The sequence below is a fragment of the Paenibacillus sp. D51F genome (genome assembly GCF_053345695.1).
This window is the reverse complement of record NZ_JBKFAO010000003.1, coordinates 48,919-67,374: the sequence shown is the minus strand read 5'-3', so window position 1 is coordinate 67,374 and position 18,456 is coordinate 48,919. Positions and strand designations below refer to the sequence as shown.

Below are 18,456 nucleotides of genomic sequence, written 5' to 3'. Positions count from 1 at the left end.
TGGCCCTTCTGGCTGGCCCTTCTGGCTGATCCTTCCGGCTGGTCCTTCCGGCCGGTCATTCCAGCCGGCGCCAACGCCGGCCTTCCGCTTCTCAGGATGCCTTTTCCTGCTCATCCTCCAGCGGCGCAGGCTGAATGGCGCAGCTGCGGCGGCCGTCAAGGCCGACGTGAATGTTGCCGGCTAGCAAAAAAGCGTCCCGAAGGACGCTTCGACGCGGTTGCTGCCATTCAGCGGGAGCCGCTTATTCTTTTCCTTGGACGAGATAGGTCAGATCCGACGCCGCGCTCGGGTACGCGAACAGGATCGAGGAAATGTCCTCCCCCGTCAAGCCGAAGCGGATCGCGGTCGCGAAATGGTTCACCAGCTCGTCCGCCGTGCTTCCGAGCAGATGGGCGCCCAGCACTTTGCCGGAATCCGCGTCCAGGATGACCTTCATCATCGCCGCTTGCTCGTTGGTCCGCTTGTACGTGTACCATGAAGCCGCATCCAGCTTGTTCACGGTCACATTCAAGCCCCGCTCCTGCGCCTGCTCCTCCGAGAGGCCCACCGAAGCCAGCTTGGGCACCGTAAAGACGACGGTCGGGACCTCGCTATAGTTCGGCTCCTGGCGGCTGCCCTGCAGCATGTTGCGGGCCGCGGCGGCAGACTCCGCCGAGGATATCGGCGTCAGCGGAGGACCTTCGGTATCCGCGCAGTCGCCGGCCGCGTAGACGCGCGGATTGCTGACGCTCTGCAGCCAAGGGTGGACCTTGATTCCGGCGCTGCCGCCCTCCACGGAACCTTGGCGGAGATCAAGATCATCCACGTTGGCGACCCGGCCGGCTCCGTGCACGGCAAGTCCGCAGGGAAGCTTGAGCAGCTTGCCGTCCTTCATGGCTTGGACCGTCAGGCCGCCTCCCGGCTCCCTTGTCACCGACTGTACCGCCGCTCCCAGATGGATGTCGACGCCGAGCGCCTCCGTCGCTTGGACGAGGCGATCGACCAGATCCGGATCGAAGCCGGTCAGCGGCCTCTTCCCCCGATGCAGGATATGGACCTTCGCTCCGGCGCGGGCCGCCATATGGGCGAACTCGAACGAGATATAGCCGCCGCCGATGAACACGATCTCCTTGGGCAGCTCCTTAAGCTCCAGGAAATCGTCGCTTGTCGCGAGCAGCTCCTCGCCCTCGATTCCGAGCGGGGCTGGCCGCGCTCCCGTTGCAAGAAGGATATGGCGGCCTTTCAGCTTGGCATGGCCGACCTCGATCATGTCCTCCGCCGCGAACTTCGCCGTGCCCTGCCACACCTCGATGCCCGCTTCGCGGAATTCCTTCTCCCTGGATTCCGGCACGCCTTCAATAAAGCCGTTCTTGAAAGCCATCAGCTCCGGCCAAGAGATGGAGACATCGCCCGTTACTCCCTTGCCTTTCATCCGGCGGTTCCAATCGATCAGCTCCGCCGCGCCGGCCAGCACCTTCTTCGGATCGCAGCCGCGCAGGGCGCAGGTACCTCCCAGAGGGCGGTTCTCGACTAGGGCGACCTTCCACCCCGCCTCCCGGCAGCGATGGGCAGCCGAAGCTCCAGCCGTTCCGCTTCCGACCACGACCAGATCGTATTCATGCGTGCCTGTGTTCATGATTTCCTTCCTCCCCTCGCTTCTCCCGGCGCAAAATCAACCTTCTCCTGCCGCCCGCCGGATCGATCTCCGCTCCAGAGCCAGCAGCAGCTGGTTGACCGAGATCGCCAGCAGCGCGACAAGCACGGTTCCCCAAACCATTTTGGGCACGGAGTTCTGATACAGGCCCTCGAACAAGATGACGCCGAGCCCTCCCGCATTGATCCAGGCGGCGATCGTCGCGATGCCGATGATCGACAGCGAGGCGATCCGCACCCCGCCCAGAATGACGGGCAGCGCGAGCGGCAGCTCGATCCGCATGAACAGCCGCCAGCGGCCGAAGCCCGCGCCGGACGCCGACTCGCGAACTGCGGGTTCGATGGAGCGGAAGCCCGAGATCACGTTGCGGATCAGCACCAGCTGGCTGTACAGGACAAGCGCGGCCAGCGCCGGCTGCTTGCCGAGCCCCAGCAGCGGAATCAGCAAAGCGAACATGCCGAGGCTCGGGATGGCATACACGACTCCAAGCACCGCCAAGACAGGAACGGCGATGCGGCCGTGCCGGGACAGCCAGTAGCCTGCCGGCAACGCGATCAGCAGCGCGATCGCCAGCGCCGAGGCCGACAGCAGCAGATGCTCCCAGAGGCCTTTCAGCAGATCGTCATAATGGTTCAGCAAATACTCCGACATCGGCTTCCCCCTCCCGAGGCTGCGGCTGCGGTCTAGGCAGCTCCGTCTGGGCCAGGGACTGGGGCTGAAGCTGAGCCAGCGTCAGCCTGCCCACCGCTGCTCCATGATCATCTGCCACGGTTGCTTCGACAGCCCCATGCCTCAGCATCTTCTCCAGCGCCGACTTCAAGCTGTCGGTGCGCTGGACGGACGGAGCCGACTCCGGCAGCATCGGTCCGGCGGAGAGAGGAAGCATCCGGTCCTCCGCCTTCAGCAGCTCCAGCAGCTGGAACAGATCGTCTCCTCCCGTCAGCTGGCGCACGAAATCGGTCGCCGGGCGGGTCAGCAGCTCCAGCGGCGTCCCGGACTGCTCGATCCGGCCGCCGTTCATGACGACGACGCGGTCTCCCAGCTTGAACGCCTCGCTGACGTCATGCGTGACGAACAGCACGGTGCGGCCGAGCCGCTGCTGGATGGCGAGCAGCTCATCCTGCAGCGAGCTGCGCGTGATGGCATCGAGCGCTCCGAACGGCTCATCCATGAGCAGCACCTTGGGGTCGCCGGCCATCGCCCGGGCGATGCCGACGCGCTGCTGCTGGCCTCCGGAGAGCTGCCTCGGATATCGCTTGCGCATGTCCTCCGGCAGCTGGACGAGCTCCATGAGCTCCGATACGCGGGCGGAGACGCGCGATTTGTCCCAGCCGAGAATGTCCGGCACGGTCGAGATGTTCTGCTCCACCGTCATATGCGGGAACAGGCCGGTCTGCTGGATGACATAACCGATGCCGCGCCTGAGCTCCGTCGCCGGACGCTCGCGGATATCCCGCCCGAACAGCGTGATGCTGCCCGAGGTCGGCTCGATGATGCGGTTCACCATTTTCAGCAGCGTCGTCTTGCCTGAGCCGGATGTGCCGAGCAGCGTGACGAACGAGCCTTCCTCCACGGCAAGCGAGACGTCCCGGACCGCCGGGTCGGCGGCCCCGGGGTACAGCTTGCTCACCCCTTCGAATCTAAGCGCCAGTCCGTTCATGGCGATTCCCTCCTCCGCTTAATCGAGCAATCCCTGCTTCTGCAGGAAGTCCTTCGCCACGTCACCGTATTCCTTCTTGTCGATGTCCACCTGCGCGTTCAGCGCCTGCACCGTCTTGTTGTCCAGCTTGGCGGAGACGTCGTCCAGCACCTTCTCCACATCGGGGTTCTTCTCCAGAACCTCGCCCCGCACGACCGGCGCGACGAAGTACGGAGGCCAGAATTTCTTGTCGTCTTCAAGCAGCACAAGATCGGGATTGGTGAGGTCTCCGTCGGTCGTGAAGCCGACCGTCAAGTCTGCTTCTCCGTTCATGATGACGCGGTACTTCACGCCGTAGTCGAACAGCTTGATGCTTTTGAAATCCATTTTGCCATAGAAGGAATTCAGTCCCTTCAAGCCGTCCTCCCGCTCCTCGAACTCGGGAACGGCAGCCATCCGCAGCTGCGGAGCGAGCTTGGGCAGATCGGAGATCTTATGCAGGTTGTACTGCTCGGCGACTTTCTTGGTCGTGACCAGGCCCTGGGAGTCGTTGGCTTCTGTCGGCTTCAGCCAGACAAGATCGAACTTCTCCTTGTATCCTCTGGATACCTCGTCATACACCGCTTGCGCGTCCGTCTTCGGCGGCAGCTGCAGCACGTTGATGAGGCCCGTTCCCGTGTATTCCGGATACATGTCGATATCGCCCTTCTTGAGCGCTTCATGCGCGACGAGCGTGCCGCCGAGATTCAGCTTGCGGTCCACCTTGTAGCCCGCATGCTCCAGCGCCAGCGAGTACATCTCGCCCAGCACGAGCGATTCCGTGAAGTTTTTGGAGCCGACCGCGATCTCCGGCTTGCCGCTGCCGCTTGAGCCGCAGGCGCTCAGCATGGCGCCCATCAGAACGATCCCCGTTCCTATCCAAGCTCTCTTCGCCAGGCTGTTCCTCTGCATGTTCGTATTCATTCCCGACACCCCTTCTATATTCGTTGAAATCTCGAAGCGTAACGCTCCAGCCCGGACAGGACCAGCTCCATGAGGACAGCCAGCGCCGCGACCGGCAAAGCCCCGACCAGCAGCATCGGGAAGTTGTACAAGCCCAGCCCGTTGATGATGAACGTCCCGAGTCCGCCGCCTCCGATGAACGCGGCGAGAGTGGCGCTCGCGACAACTTCCACGGCTGCTGTCTTCAGCCCGGAGATCATCAGCGGAGCCGCCAGCGGCAGCTCCACCCGGCGCAGCAGCCTGCCCGCTCCCATGCCCATGGCGGACGCCGCCTCCAGCACAGAGGGCTCGACCTTGCGGAAGCCGAGATAAGTGTTGATGAGGATGGGCGGACAGGCCAGCAGCGTGAGCGCGGCGAGCGCAGGCGTGAAGCCTGTGCCCAGGATCGGGAGCAGGATGACGAGAACGGCCAGGCTCGGAATGACCCGCAGCGAGTTGAACAAGCCCATGACGGGCGCGGTCAGCCGACTGTATTTGGCGCAGAGGATTCCGAGAGGAATGCAGATGGCAGCAGCGATCAGAAGCGCGTACAGGCTGATCGCCACATGGGTCTGCACGGCTTCCCAAAACCGCTCCCGGTTTTCCGTTATGTACCGATATGCTTCCGCAACCATGCATTCCCCGCCTTCCCTAAAAGACAATCTATAGTAGATACCCTATCCAACCGGCCCTCCAATCAGACCTCGGATGACAACTTTTTCCGGCGCCGAACGAAAAAACCAGCCGAAGGTCGGCTGGTTTTGTTCACAGAAGTGAAAATATGCCGCGGATCCGCCGGCCCGGCTTACAGGTCTGCGGGTCGACAGCATCGGCTTGAGCGCACGGAATCAAGGGAAAGAACGGCTCCCCCGTCTGTTGTACTAAAAATTATTCCCAAGGATGATCCACGCCGAGAAAATCGGCAAAACGCTTGGATTCCTCCCGGCGCCGCCGGCGGATCTCCGCTCTCTCCGGAGCGGACTCGAACAGCTTCTTCTCCTCCTCCGTCTCCGGTAGGATATCGGGCACCGGCGCCGGACGCTTGTCCGGTCCCATGGCCACGAACGTCAGGAAAGCCGTCGCCGCGACCATCCGCTCCCCGCTCATAGATCCTCCTTGACGATCTTCACGAACACCTCCATCGACGACCGGCCGCACCAAGCGACATAGGCCTCCATCGTGATGCTGTCGGTCGGGCGGATCGGATGGAGGAAGTCGACGGAATCCGTCGATGCGGTCACGGTCGGCATCCGGCAATGCTTCATCGCCGCGATGGAGGCGATATCGTCGATATAGGCCATCAGCTTGCCGCCGAACATCGTCTGATGGTTGTTGATATCCGGCGGAAAGATGCGTGCCGTCTTGAAGCAGCGGGATTGGCGCACGAATTTGGATGGCTGCATGGATATTCTCCTCCTGCTCTCTGGTTGGATGACCCAGCTGTTCGGTTCTATTGAATAGAATGTACCCGTTTTGTTCGGAAAAGATCTATACTTTTTAGCAATATAGTATAAAGCGGTTGAATTATTAGAATTACATGTTCATGTTCGCTACGATTTCTCGATGCACCTTCATCACATTCCGATTTCAAGCCGCTTCCCGTCCAATAACGAGATCCATGAAATGGAAAATAAATTCATCGCCGCCGGCAGGGATTTGTTATCGCTTTCAAGAATATAATGCTGAATAAATTCATCCTTGCCTACATCACCGGTTCTCATTCCAAGCCGATTGAAAGAGGAGATGAATGCGCATGAGTTGGAGTCTGGTCGAAATACTGGAGAACAGCGCAGCAAGCTATCCCGCGCGTCCCGCCTACGTCTGGGGCGGCCGGGAAACAAGCTATTCCGAGCTGATGGACCAAGTGATGCAGTGCGCGTCCGGGCTTGCGTCCCACGGAATCGCCAAGGGAGACAAGGTCGTGCTTCTCCTCGGCAATTCGCCCGAATTCGTCATCGCCTATTACGGCATCCTGCGCATCGGCGCCGTCGCGGTGCCGGTCAACCCGACCTACACGCCGGAGGAGATCGCTTACGTGCTGGACAACAGCCGTGCCCGCGCGGCCATTGCCGCCGCTCCTCTGGAGCCGGTCTTCCATGCTCTGCGGCCCCGCCTTCCGGAGCTGAAGCTTGTCGTCTTCGCCGGAGCCGGCACGTCCTGGGATGAGCTTCTGAGCGCTGGCGGCGGCGATCTTGAATCCGCTTACATCAAAGATGACGATACGGCGGTCATCCTCTATACCTCGGGTACGACAGGCAAGCCGAAGGGGGCGATGCTCTCCCATCGGAACTTGGCGACCAACGCGGAATCGGTCCATTCCATGTTCAAGATCGATCATGAGGACCGCGCCGTCGTCGTGCTGCCGATGTTCCACATCTACTCCATGACGGTGTGCGTCAACGCTCCGCTCGCGGTCGGAGCAGCGCTCATCATCATGCCGCGCTTCCAGCCAGCCGAGGTCATCCGCACGATCCGCGACGACAGGGCGACGATATTCTCCGGCGTGCCGACGATGTACAGCTTCCTGCTGCAATTCCCCGGAGCGTCGGCCGCAGACTTCGCAGGCATCCGGCTCTGCTCCTCCGGCGGCGCCTCGCTGCCGCTCGAAGTGCTGAACAAGTTCGAGGAGAAGTTCCAGACCGTCATCTATGAAGGCTACGGATTGTCCGAAGCCAGTCCGGTCACCGCCTTCAACCCTCTCGGGGGCATCCGCAAGCCAGGCTCCATCGGCGTGGACATCCCGAACGTGATCAACAAGGTCGTGGATTCGGAAGGACGCGAGGTGCCGCGCGGCGAGGTCGGAGAGCTGATCGCGCAAGGCCCGAACATCATGCAGGGCTATCTCGGCATGCCGGAAGCGACGGCGGCGACGCTCCGGGACGGCTGGCTCTACACAGGCGACATGGCCTGGATGGACGAGGAAGGCTACATCTTTATCGTCGACCGCAAGAAGGACATGATCAACGTCGGCGGCTTCAACGTTTATCCGCGCGAGGTGGAGGAAGTCATCTACCAGCATCCGGCCGTATTCGAGGCGGCGGTCGTCGGCGTGCCCGACGAGGTGTTCGGCGAGAGGGTCAAGGCGTTCGTCGTCCGCAGCGATGATGCGCTTGCGGTCGACAGCCTCTTGGAGTTCTGCCAATCCCGGCTTGTGAAATACAAGATTCCGACGATCGTCGAGTTCCTGGCGGAGCTGCCGAAGAACAGCTCCGGCAAAACGCTCCGGCGGGCTCTGAGGGAAAAGTAACGCTTCATGCCCGGCTCGATGCTCCGGCAGAATCCCTTCATGAAAAGCAAAAAACGGCAGATCCTCGGGATTTGCCGTTTTTTGCGGATATTCATGCAGACGATTAAGCAGGCCAACCGTTTGATGCCGTTCATTTTCCAGGAATTCAATCATTCATGCGGCTAACCGTCAACGGATTTGATTCGTCTTCCCTGCGGGCATCAGAGGGGGCTTTCCCGCCGCCTCTCTGCCTTCCGCCCCGGGTAGCGAGGAACACGCCGCCGAGAATGACGGCCAGCCCCGCGAGCAGATTCCAATGAAGAGGCTCGCTGAGCAGCGCGTATCCCCAGACGATGGCGCTGACCGGCACGAGATAGGTGACCATCGTGGCGAACTCCGGACTCCCCTTCTGGATCAGGTAGTAGAAGATGATGTACGCGATGCCGGAGCCGAATACGCCGATGCCGACCAAAGCCCCGATGATCGAACCTGAGCTGAAGGCTCCAGCCGGAAAAGGCTCTGTGGAAAAGGCGGCGATTCCGCTCCCGGCAGCGGAGCACAACAGCGTTCCGAAGGTGAGCTGATACATCGACAAGCCTTTCAGGCGCCTGGACAGCTGCGAGCCGATTCCGTAGCAGAGCGTCGCCGCCAGCATGCAGGCGAAGCCGATTCCGTCGACGGAGATGATCGTGGACGGATTGACGCCGAGCAGGAGCATCATCCCCGCGAGGGCCACAAGCATTCCCGCCCACTGCAGCCTTCCGGCCGCAATCCGGAAAAAGAGCGTGCCGACGATAATCGTCCACAGAGGGGTCGTCGCGTTCAGAACCGACGCCATTCCGCTGGAAAGCCTCGTTTCGCTGAAGCCGATGAGCGCCCATGGAACGGCGGTATTGACGAGAGCCATGACAGCCATGGGAATCCAGGGCACGGAGCGAAGCCCGAACGGCTTGCGCAACAGCAGCATGACTGCGGTAATGGTGACGAGGCCGAACGATGAACGCAGGAAGGCGATCATCCACGGTCCCGTCTCTTCGAGCAGAAGCTTGATGAAATAGAAGGAGCCTCCCCAGATCAGGCTCAGAGCGACGAGTGCGGCATACAGCGATTTTGGCATATGAACTCCCCCTGCAATGCAATTCCGGTATGGCTATAGAACGGTCCTTCTATTAAAAGGGCTGGAGGACCGTTTGTAAATGCGAACTGATTATGGGCCTGCATTATATTTTCCTATCCTAACATGCCCACTCTTTCGCTATCTTGCTCTTTCATAGGCTTCGATCGTTCGGCGCGAGCCGGGTATCGGCATCCAGCCGGGCTTCCTAAAGGGAAGTCCGGCTTTATGTTTTTAATATTCCTTTACAGGAATATTCCTTATATGGTATATTGAAATCATGGGACGGCAATGATGAAGGGAAGGGGGTGAGCGGATGATTGGATCGGCAAGAGCCGTGCCGGAGTGGAGCTTTTCCTTGCATCCAGGCGACAACAGACAGCTATGGACATAACGACATTCGGAGCTTTAAGCGAGCCAAGCCGTCTACGGATTGTCGAGCTGCTGTCGACAGGGCCGTTCACGGTCGGAGAAATCGCTGAGCGGCTTCAGATCCGGCAGCCTCAAGCCTCCAAGCACTTGAAGGTGCTGCTTGAGGCAGGCCTCGTAGATGTAGCGGCGGAGGCGAACCGCCGCAGCTACAGCCTTCGCATGCAGCCTCTTCGGGAGATGGATGCTTGGCTGGAGCGCTACCGGCGCATTTGGGAAGAGCGATACGACGCATTGGAAGACTATTTGCTGAAGCTGCAGGCAGCGGACATGAACTCGGATGAGGAATCCGATCGGAAGCTGAAATAAAACCTTGCCCTCGCGATCTCAAGGTTAGGGCGGGCGAAGGCAATGGCCGGCATGAACATATAGGGACAATCGATAAGAGGAGGAATATGAATGAGCACAATGACTCTCAAGGCCGAAGGCAATACCCTTATTCTGGAGCGGGTTTTCCCGGCTCCGCGCAAGCTGGTCTTCCAAGCTTTCACCGACGGCGAAATGCTCAAGCACTGGTGGGGACCGCGCGGATGGGAGCTGACCGCAAGCCGGATGGATTTCCGCCCGGGGGGAAGCTGGCATTATTGCATGACGTGCATGGACAAAAATCAAGGCGACTTCTTCGGCATGGAATCATGGGGCAAGACGGTCTATGAAGAAGTGGTGGACGGCGAGAAATTCACGGGCATCGATTACTTCTCCGACGCCGACGGAATCGAGAACAACGACATGCCGCCCAGCCGCATAAAGCTGCTCTTCGAGGATGTCGAAGGGGGCACCAAGGTGACGAACTATTCCGCTTACGAGAGCGCCGAAGCTCTCAAGAGCGTGATCGAAATGGGCATGGAGAAAGGCATCACGGAGACATGGGATCGGCTGGAGGAATATGTGGCTTCGCAAGCCTAGAGATTGGACTGCTGCCGGTTCCCGGCAGCTTTTTTTCGTTGTCGGCTGCCTATCTGCGCATGAACCGAAGCTGCAGAATCCCTCTGCTGTCCCGCTGCCGCCAGCACCTTCTTGATCGCCGAGATCCGCTCCGGCAAAGGCGGCCTGAGGGCATGCCCTCCTTCTCGGACGTCGGAGCCGAAATGAACCTCGTTCACGCCCGTTTCCAGCAGTAAGCCTTCCAACGAGTCCACAGTCAAGCCGCTTCCCGCCAAAATCGAGATCCCGCTCCCTGCCGATGCTTGTACGAGCTGCCTCAGCCGGGACATTCCCTGGAGCGCGGAAGGCTGCCCGCCGGAGGTCAGAATGCGGTTGACGGCAGGATGCATGGTCAGGATCTCCAAAGCCTCAAGCTGATCGCGGACGGCGTCGAATGCACGGTGGAAGGTGACATCCAGCCCTTCGGCTTCGCCAAGCAGATGCTTCAGCGCTTCCTCGTCGACCGTTCCCTCCGGAGTCAGGGCGCCAAGGACGACTCCCGCCGCTCCCGACCTGCGGATCATCCGGATGTCCGCCCGCATCGCCAGAAGGTCGAGCTTGTCGTAGACGAACGACAAGCTGTGCGGCCGCACCATGACGTTGACCGGAATCGGCACCGCTTTGACGGTCTCTTCGATCAGCCCCGGTCCCGGCGTCAAGCCGCCTTCCAGCATGCCGGTCACGAGCTCGATCCGGTCCGCTCCGCCGCTGGCCGCCAGCACCGCATCCGATACGCGGGTCGCGATGATCTCAAGCTTCATCCTGGTCGCCTCCTCTTCTGTCTATCGGTCCCGCCTGCCTTGCCATGCCTGATCAAATAACGGACATCAAGACTCCGCTAGGGCGCGGTTCGCCAGATTGGTCAGCACGATATCGTCCATAGGCGGGTTATGCAGGCCCGCACGGACATCCCGGTACATTCGCTCCAGCGGGTAGCTGCGGGAGAGGCTCAAGCCGCCGACGATCCGCATCGCCTGATCCACGATGGAGATCGCAGCATTGGTGGCGATGTATTTGGCGAGTCCCAGCTCCGTCTTCAGCTCTGCGCGGCCTTCCTCCTCCCGGTCCCAGCGGTCTGCAACCCCGTACAGGTACGAGCGGGCGGCGAGCCAGTCGGCTTCGATGAGCCCGAGCTGGCGCTTGATGTTAGGCAGCTCGGCGATCGGCACGGTCAAGGAATTCGGCTTGTGGCTGCGGGCAAATTCCAGCGCGAAGTCGCGCGCCGCCCAGGCGATGCCGATATAACAAGCCGGAATATGGAGCATCGACGCCTCCGTCGGCACGAACGGGGCAGCCGGGGACGCCGAATCCAGGCCGATGATCGTCTCCTCGTCCGGAACGAATACATCGCTCAGCACAACGTCATGGCTTCCCGTCGACCTCATCCCGAGCGTGTTCCATGTTTCCTCCACCTGCACGCCTGGGCCGCTGCGCACAAGAAACGAGCCGACCTTCCCGCTGCCCTCGAAGCCGGCCGTCACGGTGAACCGCTCGAGGATCGGGCTCAGCGTGCTGAAGGTTTTGCGTCCCGTGATGAGCCAGCCCCCGTCGGTCCGTCTCGCCGTCGTCTCCGGCCGGCCTCCCCGGGTGGGGCTGCCCGTCGCCGGCTCGCTGGCGAGCTCGTTGATGACGATGCCGTCCCGGACGATATCCTGACACAGCCTGGCGAACAGCGGCTCCGGCCACGAGCGGGACAGCCTCAGCTTCATCAGCGTGTGGACATGCCAGCCGACGGCCAGCGCCGTCGAGCCGTCGCCGCGGGCGAGACGCTCCTGAGACAGCACAAGCTCGTAGGCGGATGCCTCCTCGCCTCCGTACGCCTCCGGAACGGTCAGCTTCAGGTAGCCGGATCTCTTCAAATCCTCGAAGTTTTCAAAAGGAAACGAGCCTTCCCGGTCATGCTCCGCCGCTCTGGGAGCAAACCGGGCGGCAAGCCGGTCCGCCCTCTCCGCGATCGCCGCCTCGCGTTCATTGCGGATATAGGGATCCATCGATGGTGTCATATTCTCAGCCGCCTTTCCTGCGAACTAATGAAAGATAAGATGCCCCGTCAACGGTATCGGGCATGAATTATTCACATCCTAACATAGTTACCCGATAGGGAACCAGGCTTATACCCTGACCCCTGTTCAAAAAAAAGAACTTATCTCCGAGGAAATAAGTTCTTCATGCCGCTGCCTTGCTCCTTGTCAGCAATTGCGGATGTTCCGTCTTTCGGGAGGGACCAGCTATCTCGCTTGAATATATCCTTCCGCCTTCAGCAGCTCGGCGATCAGAACCGCGCCGCCTGCCGCTCCGCGCAGCGTGTTATGCGAGAGGCCGACGAACTTGAAATCGTAGACGGAGTCCTCGCGCAGACGTCCGGCCGAGACGCCCATGCCGCCCTCGATGCCGCGGTCCAGCTTCGTCTGCGGACGGTTCTCTTCCTCGAAGTAGGTGATGAACTGCTTCGGCGCGCTCGGGAGGCCAAGCTCCTGCGGACGGCCTTTGTAGGTTTTCCAGAGCTCGAGGATTTGTTCCTTGGAAGGCTTCTTCTCGAAGGAAGCGAACACCGTCGCCATATGCCCGTCGGCTACCGGCACGCGGATGCACTGCGTCGTGATCAGCGGCGAACTGGCCTTGACGATCTCGTCGTTCTCGATGCGGCCCCAGATGCGGAGCGGCTCCTGCTCGCTCTTCTCTTCCTCGCCCCCGATGTATGGAATCACGTTGTCCAGCATCTCCGGCCAATCGGTGAAGTTCTTGCCCGCGCCGGAGATGGCTTGGTACGTCGAGGCGACGACCGTTGTCGGCTTGAACTCGCGCAAGGCATGAAGAGCCGGCACATAGCTTTGGATGGAGCAGTTCGGCTTGACCGCGATGAAGCCGGTCTCCGTGCCGAGACGCTTGCGCTGGGCCGCGATGACTTCGATATGCTCCGGATTGATTTCCGGAATCACCATCGGGATGTCCGGCGTCCAGCGATGCGCCGAGTTGTTGGAGATGACCGGCACGCCCGCCTTGGCGTAGGCTTCCTCCAGCGCCTGGATTTCATTCTTCTTCATGTCTACGGCGCAGAAGATGAAGTCCACGCCGGAGGCGACCTCCTCCACCTTGGACGCGTCCTGCACGACGATCCCCTTCACCGCTTCCGGAATCGGAGTTTCCAGCTTCCAGCGGCCCTGCACGGACTGCTCATACGTCTTGCCCGCCGACCCGGCGCTTGCCGCGATCGCCGTCACCTCAAACCAAGGATGTCCATCCAGCAGCTGCACGAAGCGCTGCCCGACCATGCCCGTTCCGCCGACGATGCCGGCTTTCAGTTTTCTCTCTGCCATTCGAATTCCATTCCCCTCTGCGTATGATGAATGAATGCCGCTCTTTCTACTACCTATTCAGCCCGCCGGCTCGATGTACCGCCTGCTGCCCAGATAGGCTGAAAACTCGAGTTGTCACCGACGGGCATTCCGAAGCCGGATGCCCATCCTTCAAGCTCCATCTATTGCCAACAAAAAAATCCCACCCCCAAGACTGCGCTTCAGTCTCAGGGACGAGATTGGAATCCTCGTGGTACCACCCAGGTTCGCCGGATTGGTCGCCCAATCGGCCTCTTCGAGTACGGCATCGCCATGCCGGTCGGCACAAGATGCGTATACTCTAGCTCTGTAACAGGAGCTCCCGTCGCGCCATCCCCTGATAAGCCAGGTTCCTGCGCGCTGCTCGGAGTCTTTTTTCGATAAAGGGTCCTTTGCTCCTTTTCAGCGGACGGAGCTCTCTGGGAAAGAATCGCTTTACCTACTTCTCTCTTCATCGCATTTGAATTGTTGCACCTATCGTATCAAATTATCCCTGCCAAGGTAAATAAAAAATTTTGTCATCGATCAAAGAAAAAAGCACACTGACAGGGCAGCGTGCCTCAGGAAACGATCACTGTTCGCTCGCGGCGGCTACCTCAGCATTCTCATTCTTGCGAGGTCTTCCAGGCTTGCGGCCGCCCGTGTTGCGAGGGAGAGACGGATTTCGGGGAGAACGGGTCTGCTTGACCGATTCAGCCTTTTCAAAATGATCTTTAATCATCTCAATAATGCTTTCATAAGCGTGAATATTCACTTCACGCACAATCGTGGAGCTATTCCCTTCGACAGACAGCTGCTTTTCGAACTCAAGGCTCTTTGATTCATGGTTTTTAAGAGTTTCCAGACGATTAATCAAGCTGTCTACAGAATCGGACGAGTAAAGTTTAGCCAAACTAGTCACCTCATTAATGTTTATTAGTTTAATTATACACAAAAATAAGGTTGAAATACCTTATTCAAAAATAATAATAGCATTTATTAGTAATGATCACGAGGGAATCTCTCGCTGCCTCGCTAAATGGTGGATAATAACTCGGCTCCATTTGTGGAAAAGTCCTCTTTCGGAACCGTTCGGCCCTGCAATAGTTTCGACCTCCCGGAAAAATAAAAGAGCTGCGAGAAAGATACCTTTCTCGCAGCTCAAACAGGCATGCCAATCCGACCTCGGAAGAGGATTTAGAAGGGATGCGTTTACTTTTCCATGACCGCAAAATAGTTGCCTTCGGAATCGGCGAAATTGAAAACCTTGCCGAACGGAAGCGTCACGAGCTCTCCGAGCGTCACCTTCTTGTCGCCCAAGTCCCGGTACAGCCCCTCCAGATCCTCGGAGAAAAACATCAGCGACGGCGTGCCGACGTTGATTTCAGGCGACATTCGAGCGATAGCTTCCTTGTCGTGCAGAACGAGGCTTGTCCCGCCTTCCTTGGGAGCGACCTCGAACCATCTCATGCCTTCTCCATTCTCTTCGGCTACGACCGTAAATCCGAGTTTCTCCGTCCAGAATGCTTTGGCTTGATCCTGGTTTTGGACATACAGCATCACTTGGCCGATTTTATTGATCATCGTCTGCACGCTCCCGAATCTCATATTGGCTTCGGCTTCCGCAGCCATTGCCGATGGGCTTAAGGTGTCCCCAGCTTCATGTCCTCAATTCAACGCCCGCCCCCGCGATCCTGCCTCTTCGTGAAAAAATAAAAAAACAGCCGCATATTGGGCTGCTTTTTTGCCACGCTATTCATGTGTGCCGGTTCTGCCTCCAAAACGGATGCCTTTTGCGCTTGCCGCTTACCAGTCGCTGCCCCAAGCGCTCGCGTAGGCTTCCATCATCCGCGGGGCGGAGTCGCTTCTCGCGCCGGATATCGCCGCGGCCTCTCGCTCGTCTACGCTCGGCAGGCCGGTTTGCGCCGGAGCGGCTTGTTTGTTCTCCGAGACCGGCTTCGGCCGGCTGCGGTTCTCCTCCAGCTTTTCCTTCGTTTTTCTCAAGCTGAAATCAGGTCCCAATACGTCGGCGAACAGCTTGCTTTCCTTCCTTCTGATCTTCCGCGCCTCTTTCCGTTCCCAGGCCGTTTCATGCAGCCGCTGCTCCTCCACCGTTTCCGGTATGACGGCGGACACCTCGGTCGGCTTGCCGTCGTCGCCAAGCGCCACGAAGGTCAGAAACGAGGTGGCGCATACTTTTCTCTCTCCGGTCAGCAGGTCTTCCGTCACGACCCGGACGAAGATTTCCATCGACGTCTTATGCGCCCAGGTTACGAAGGCGGACAAGCAGACGGCATCGCCTTTTTTGACCGGGTGCAGGAAGTCGACGGAGTCGGTGGAAGCCGTCACGACGGGACGGCGGGCATGGCGCGTAGCGGCGATGGTCGCGACGTCGTCGATGTAGGCCATCAGCTTGCCGCCGAAAATCGTTCCGTGATGGTTCGTGTCGGGCGGCAGGACGATGGACGCTTTTATGGTGTATGAGAGGCTCGCCGGCTTTGCAGGCAAGGTTTCTTTTTGGGCAATCATGCATGTACCTTCTTTCTGTATATAACCCCGTCTGTCCGGGCTAGATATATAGTGTACACGTCCTTGTCATATAGGTAAAATACATATATCGCATTGTTTTCATTCGTTTTCTCTATAGGTATGATTCAGGAAGGCAGGTGTCCCAGCAAGCCATGGATATCCGTCAATTAACGTATTTCATGGAAGTCGCGAAGCAAGGCAGCTTTACGAAAGCGGCTCGGCAGCTTCATATTACCCAGCCCTCCTTGTCCAAAATGGTCCGTCTGCTGGAGGAGGAGCTCGGCGTCACGTTGTTCGACCGGTCTTCGAAGCAGATCGTGCTGACCGATGCCGGCGAGAGCATCCTGCGCTCCTCGCAGCAGGTCATGAAGTCGCTCGACCATATGACGGCGGAGCTCGACGATGTCGTCCAGGCCAAGAGGGGAACGCTCCGCCTCGGCATCCCGCCGATGATCGGCGGGCGCTTGTTCCCGTCCATTCTGGAAGGCTTCCACAGCAAATACCCCCAGATCCGCCTGCAGCTGGCGGAGCGCGGGGGCAAGCTGATCGAGGCCGGCGTGGACAACGGCGAGCTGGATGCCGGGCTTGTCATCCTTCCGATCGTGAATGAAGAGAAGTTTCATCTTCTCCCTTGCATCGAAGAAGAGCTTCATCTGGTCGTGCATCCCGGGCATTGGGCCGCTTCCCATGCCAGCATTGAGCTTGCGGAGCTAAGACGGGAGTCCTTCATCCTGTTCAGGGATGAGTTCACGCTGCATCATCTGATCGTGGATCAATGCAGGCAGGCCGGATTCGAGCCCGATGTCGCCTTTGAAAGCACGCAGTGGGACTTCATGGTCGAATTGGTCGCAGCCCGCTTCGGCATTGCGATCTTGCCCGAAGGTGTGACGCGTTCCTTGGACATGGCCCGGTTCCGCGTCATTCCGCTCGTGAAGCCGGCAATCCTATGGCGCCTGTATATGATATGGAAGAAGGAGCGCTACCTGTCCTTCGCCGCGCGGGAGTGGATCACGTTCATGCGGGCGGGCTTGGAGGACGTCAGGGGCTGATGGCGTGAAGCGGTCCCGCGGAATGAGTAGAAACGGCCAAGAAGGCCGATAAGGTTGCCGAGGCTTCTTGCGGCCCTTGCTTCCGGCCTCATTGACATTAGGAGGGATGGCTCCCGTTAGGCCCCGGGGCCGCACCGGCAAACGGCGATTCAGTCTGCCGATCGGAAGCCGTCCGGCAGCAGCGCCGTCAGGTCGGACATGCCGGCCGCCAGATGGATGCCTTCCATCGTGCGCAGCGATCCGGAAATGATGCCGGCCAGCCGCCCCTGCTCGTCGATCAGCGGACCGCCCGACAATGCGCTGGCGATGGCGGCGTCGATGAGCACGCGGCTGCGGCCGTTGACGAACGCGTCCGGGCTGCTGAGATGCCTTGCGTCACGATCGGCGACATGATCCGAGTTCATTCTAGTAAACTGGAATAAAAGAAAAATAAACAAGCGATAGAGAACACAAAAATGCCAGGACTTTAGCTCTAAAGTCCTGGCTTATCGATGGAATTAAAGATGAGCTGCGTTCATGAGCGAAGCGAACGAACAGGAAGGAGCGGCGCCGAGATCGCGGGCGAGCCTTTCCTCCAGCTCCCGGTATTGCCTGGCCGCGTCGTGGGTGCGGCCGAGGCTGATGTAGAGGCGGATCAGCTCCACGTGGATATCCTCCCGCAGCGGATCGAGCTCGATCACGCGCTCGAGCAGCGGAAAGGCGGCCTGAGGCTTGCTGTCCCGCAGCAGCATTCTCGCCTTCCCTTCCAGCAGCTCCATCCGCTCCCGCTCCAGGCGCCGCGACAGCCCGCCCGCCCATTCGTACAGCTTGCCCGTCAGGAACGAGCCTTGCGCCGCGGCCTCCGCCTTGTCGAAGCGCCCTAGGTCCGGCGACGGCTCCGCACGGATCAGTTGGACGATGCGTTCGTACTCGTACAGATCGCAGTCCACCTGCGAGGCATCGATTCTGATGTCGTAGCGTCCGGCCTGCAGCAGCGGTTCCAGGCCGGCGTCTGCGAGCGACCTGCGGATGTCATAGAGCGTGGAGTTGATGTTGTTGGCGGCTTTGTCCGGATCGAGCCCTTTCCACAGCGTATCGGCGACTTCCTCCCGGCTGACGGTCCCTTTGCACAGCAGGTAAACGAACAGCTCCTCGGTCTTGGGGCTGCGCAGCTTGATCGGCGCTTCCGTGCCCATACCGTCGCAACGGAAAAAGCGGATGCCGCCGAACAGCCGAACGCCGAGCTTCGGCTGCGGAATCGGTTCCCGAGACGGCCTAAGGCGCTTCTGAAGACGCTCGAGCGTCTTGGCCAGCCGCTCCGCGTTGACCGGCTTGAGGACATAATCCGCCGCGTCCTGCTCGAAGGCATCGACCGCGTACCGGTCGTAGCCGGTTACGAAGACGACCTCAAGCGACTGCTGCAGCTGCTTCAGCCGGGCTCCAAGCTCCATCCCGTCAATCTCGGGCATGTTGATGTCGAGAAAGGCGACGTCGACGGGATGGCTGCGGATGAACTCGCAGGCTTCCGCCGGACTGAAGAAGCTGCGGGTGATGTCCACGCCGCCGAGCTCGCCCGCAATCCTCGACAGCCGGCGAACCGACAGCTCCTCGTCATCCACGATAATCGCTTGCAGCATCG

At 59.8% G+C, this 18,456-nt stretch carries 17 protein-coding genes and 2 pseudogenes; 4 read left to right on the top strand and 15 right to left on the bottom strand.

Translation table 11 applies throughout. The features are described 5' to 3' along the window. Positions 1 to 241: 241 nt before the first annotated feature. The 6 genes and pseudogenes from ACLBWT_RS06960 to ACLBWT_RS06935 form a co-directional block, all read right to left on the bottom strand. Positions 242 to 1,615, bottom strand: coding sequence for a dihydrolipoyl dehydrogenase family protein (locus tag ACLBWT_RS06960; protein WP_447662316.1), 1,374 nt, complete (start codon positions 1,613 to 1,615; stop codon positions 242 to 244). A 36-nt stretch (positions 1,616 to 1,651) separates the two neighbouring features. Further along, the gene (locus ACLBWT_RS06955; protein WP_447662315.1) at positions 1,652 to 2,284 is read right to left on the bottom strand and encodes an ABC transporter permease; all 633 of its coding nucleotides are present in this window, start codon (positions 2,282 to 2,284) and stop codon (positions 1,652 to 1,654) included. Continuing rightward, positions 2,256 to 3,293 (bottom strand): ABC transporter ATP-binding protein, encoded by a 1,038-nt coding sequence (locus ACLBWT_RS06950; RefSeq protein ID WP_447662314.1) that lies wholly within the window; start codon positions 3,291 to 3,293, stop codon positions 2,256 to 2,258. Before ACLBWT_RS06950 ends, ACLBWT_RS06955 begins: the two co-directional genes overlap by 29 nt. A gap of 18 nt (positions 3,294 to 3,311) precedes the next feature. Further along, positions 3,312 to 4,235, bottom strand: coding sequence for an ABC transporter substrate-binding protein (locus ACLBWT_RS06945; protein WP_447662313.1), 924 nt, complete (start codon positions 4,233 to 4,235; stop codon positions 3,312 to 3,314). 14 nt (positions 4,236 to 4,249) lie between these two features. Beyond that, positions 4,250 to 4,888, bottom strand: a complete 639-nt coding sequence (locus ACLBWT_RS06940; protein ID WP_447662312.1) for an ABC transporter permease — start codon at positions 4,886 to 4,888, stop codon at positions 4,250 to 4,252. A gap of 253 nt (positions 4,889 to 5,141) precedes the next feature. Continuing rightward, positions 5,142 to 5,656: pseudogene (locus ACLBWT_RS06935) on the bottom strand (acyl-CoA thioesterase). Between the two features lie 350 nt (positions 5,657 to 6,006). Between ACLBWT_RS06935 and ACLBWT_RS06930 the strand changes: the two are divergent. Then, the gene (locus tag ACLBWT_RS06930; protein ID WP_447662311.1) at positions 6,007 to 7,500 is read left to right on the top strand and encodes a long-chain-fatty-acid--CoA ligase; all 1,494 of its coding nucleotides are present in this window, start codon (positions 6,007 to 6,009) and stop codon (positions 7,498 to 7,500) included. Between the two features lie 145 nt (positions 7,501 to 7,645). Here the strand turns inward: ACLBWT_RS06930 and ACLBWT_RS06925 are convergent, their stop codons facing one another. Continuing rightward, the gene (locus ACLBWT_RS06925; protein WP_447662310.1) at positions 7,646 to 8,596 is read right to left on the bottom strand and encodes a DMT family transporter; all 951 of its coding nucleotides are present in this window, start codon (positions 8,594 to 8,596) and stop codon (positions 7,646 to 7,648) included. 381 nt (positions 8,597 to 8,977) lie between these two features. Between ACLBWT_RS06925 and ACLBWT_RS06920 the strand changes: the two genes are divergently transcribed. Together ACLBWT_RS06920 and ACLBWT_RS06915 are read left to right on the top strand one after the other, a co-directional pair. Beyond that, the gene (locus ACLBWT_RS06920; RefSeq protein WP_447662309.1) at positions 8,978 to 9,331 is read left to right on the top strand and encodes an ArsR/SmtB family transcription factor; all 354 of its coding nucleotides are present in this window, start codon (positions 8,978 to 8,980) and stop codon (positions 9,329 to 9,331) included. A 90-nt stretch (positions 9,332 to 9,421) separates the two neighbouring features. Beyond that, entirely contained in the window at positions 9,422 to 9,928 is a 507-nt protein-coding gene (locus ACLBWT_RS06915; RefSeq protein WP_447662308.1) for an SRPBCC domain-containing protein, read from the top strand. Here the strand turns inward: ACLBWT_RS06915 and ACLBWT_RS06910 are convergent. The 6 genes and pseudogenes from ACLBWT_RS06910 to ACLBWT_RS06885 all read right to left on the bottom strand — a co-directional run. Beyond that, complete coding sequence (locus tag ACLBWT_RS06910) at positions 9,925 to 10,707, bottom strand: copper homeostasis protein CutC (protein WP_447662307.1); 783 nt, start codon at positions 10,705 to 10,707, stop codon at positions 9,925 to 9,927. The two genes, ACLBWT_RS06915 and ACLBWT_RS06910, sit on opposite strands and share 4 nt — an antisense overlap. 66 nt (positions 10,708 to 10,773) lie before the next feature. Beyond that, positions 10,774 to 11,949: an acyl-CoA dehydrogenase family protein gene (locus tag ACLBWT_RS06905; RefSeq protein WP_447662306.1), complete on the bottom strand. Its 1,176-nt coding sequence runs from the start codon at positions 11,947 to 11,949 to the stop codon at positions 10,774 to 10,776. A gap of 225 nt (positions 11,950 to 12,174) precedes the next feature. Then, entirely contained in the window at positions 12,175 to 13,263 is a 1,089-nt protein-coding gene (gene asd / locus ACLBWT_RS06900) for an aspartate-semialdehyde dehydrogenase (protein WP_447662305.1), read from the bottom strand. 589 nt (positions 13,264 to 13,852) lie between these two features. Further along, positions 13,853 to 14,173 (bottom strand): hypothetical protein, encoded by a 321-nt coding sequence (locus ACLBWT_RS06895; protein WP_447662304.1) that lies wholly within the window; start codon positions 14,171 to 14,173, stop codon positions 13,853 to 13,855. Positions 14,174 to 14,472: 299 nt separating this feature from the next. Then, positions 14,473 to 14,844: a VOC family protein gene (locus ACLBWT_RS06890; protein WP_447662303.1), complete on the bottom strand. Its 372-nt coding sequence runs from the start codon at positions 14,842 to 14,844 to the stop codon at positions 14,473 to 14,475. Between the two features lie 411 nt (positions 14,845 to 15,255). After that, positions 15,256 to 15,789 (bottom strand): annotated as a pseudogene (locus ACLBWT_RS06885) (acyl-CoA thioesterase); the annotation flags it as partial. 152 nt (positions 15,790 to 15,941) lie between these two features. On the opposite strand from ACLBWT_RS06885, the gene ACLBWT_RS06880 reads away from it, so the two are divergent. After that, on the top strand, positions 15,942 to 16,838 hold the full coding sequence (locus ACLBWT_RS06880; protein ID WP_447662302.1) for a LysR family transcriptional regulator: 897 nt from the start codon (positions 15,942 to 15,944) through the stop codon (positions 16,836 to 16,838). 149 nt (positions 16,839 to 16,987) lie between these two features. Here ACLBWT_RS06880 and ACLBWT_RS06875 read toward each other — a convergent pair whose 3' ends face one another. Next, on the bottom strand, positions 16,988 to 17,242 hold the full coding sequence (locus tag ACLBWT_RS06875) for a hypothetical protein (protein ID WP_447662301.1): 255 nt from the start codon (positions 17,240 to 17,242) through the stop codon (positions 16,988 to 16,990). A gap of 93 nt (positions 17,243 to 17,335) precedes the next feature. Beyond that, positions 17,336 to 18,454, bottom strand: coding sequence for a response regulator (locus tag ACLBWT_RS06870; protein WP_447662300.1), 1,119 nt, complete (start codon positions 18,452 to 18,454; stop codon positions 17,336 to 17,338). Between the last annotated feature and the right edge of the window lie 2 nt (positions 18,455 to 18,456).

Coding starts and splice junctions, on each gene's coding strand:
- ACLBWT_RS06940 (WP_447662312.1), bottom strand. CDS start 4,888: ATGGTTGCGGAAGCATATCGGTACATAACGGAAAACCGGGAGCGGTTT.
- ACLBWT_RS06875 (WP_447662301.1), bottom strand. CDS start 17,242: ATGAACTCGGATCATGTCGCCGATCGTGACGCAAGGCATCTCAGCAGC.
- ACLBWT_RS06905 (WP_447662306.1), bottom strand. CDS start 11,949: ATGACACCATCGATGGATCCCTATATCCGCAATGAACGCGAGGCGGCG.
- ACLBWT_RS06925 (WP_447662310.1), bottom strand. CDS start 8,596: ATGCCAAAATCGCTGTATGCCGCACTCGTCGCTCTGAGCCTGATCTGG.
- ACLBWT_RS06870 (WP_447662300.1), bottom strand. CDS start 18,454: ATGCTGCAAGCGATTATCGTGGATGACGAGGAGCTGTCGGTTCGCCGG.
- ACLBWT_RS06880 (WP_447662302.1), top strand. CDS start 15,942: ATGGATATCCGTCAATTAACGTATTTCATGGAAGTCGCGAAGCAAGGC.
- ACLBWT_RS06915 (WP_447662308.1), top strand. CDS start 9,422: ATGAGCACAATGACTCTCAAGGCCGAAGGCAATACCCTTATTCTGGAG.
- ACLBWT_RS06950 (WP_447662314.1), bottom strand. CDS start 3,293: ATGAACGGACTGGCGCTTAGATTCGAAGGGGTGAGCAAGCTGTACCCC.
- ACLBWT_RS06920 (WP_447662309.1), top strand. CDS start 8,978: ATGGACATAACGACATTCGGAGCTTTAAGCGAGCCAAGCCGTCTACGG.
- asd (WP_447662305.1), bottom strand. CDS start 13,263: ATGGCAGAGAGAAAACTGAAAGCCGGCATCGTCGGCGGAACGGGCATG.
- ACLBWT_RS06945 (WP_447662313.1), bottom strand. CDS start 4,235: ATGAATACGAACATGCAGAGGAACAGCCTGGCGAAGAGAGCTTGGATA.
- ACLBWT_RS06890 (WP_447662303.1), bottom strand. CDS start 14,844: ATGATCAATAAAATCGGCCAAGTGATGCTGTATGTCCAAAACCAGGAT.
- ACLBWT_RS06930 (WP_447662311.1), top strand. CDS start 6,007: ATGAGTTGGAGTCTGGTCGAAATACTGGAGAACAGCGCAGCAAGCTAT.
- ACLBWT_RS06955 (WP_447662315.1), bottom strand. CDS start 2,284: ATGTCGGAGTATTTGCTGAACCATTATGACGATCTGCTGAAAGGCCTC.
- ACLBWT_RS06910 (WP_447662307.1), bottom strand. CDS start 10,707: ATGAAGCTTGAGATCATCGCGACCCGCGTATCGGATGCGGTGCTGGCG.
- ACLBWT_RS06960 (WP_447662316.1), bottom strand. CDS start 1,615: ATGAACACAGGCACGCATGAATACGATCTGGTCGTGGTCGGAAGCGGA.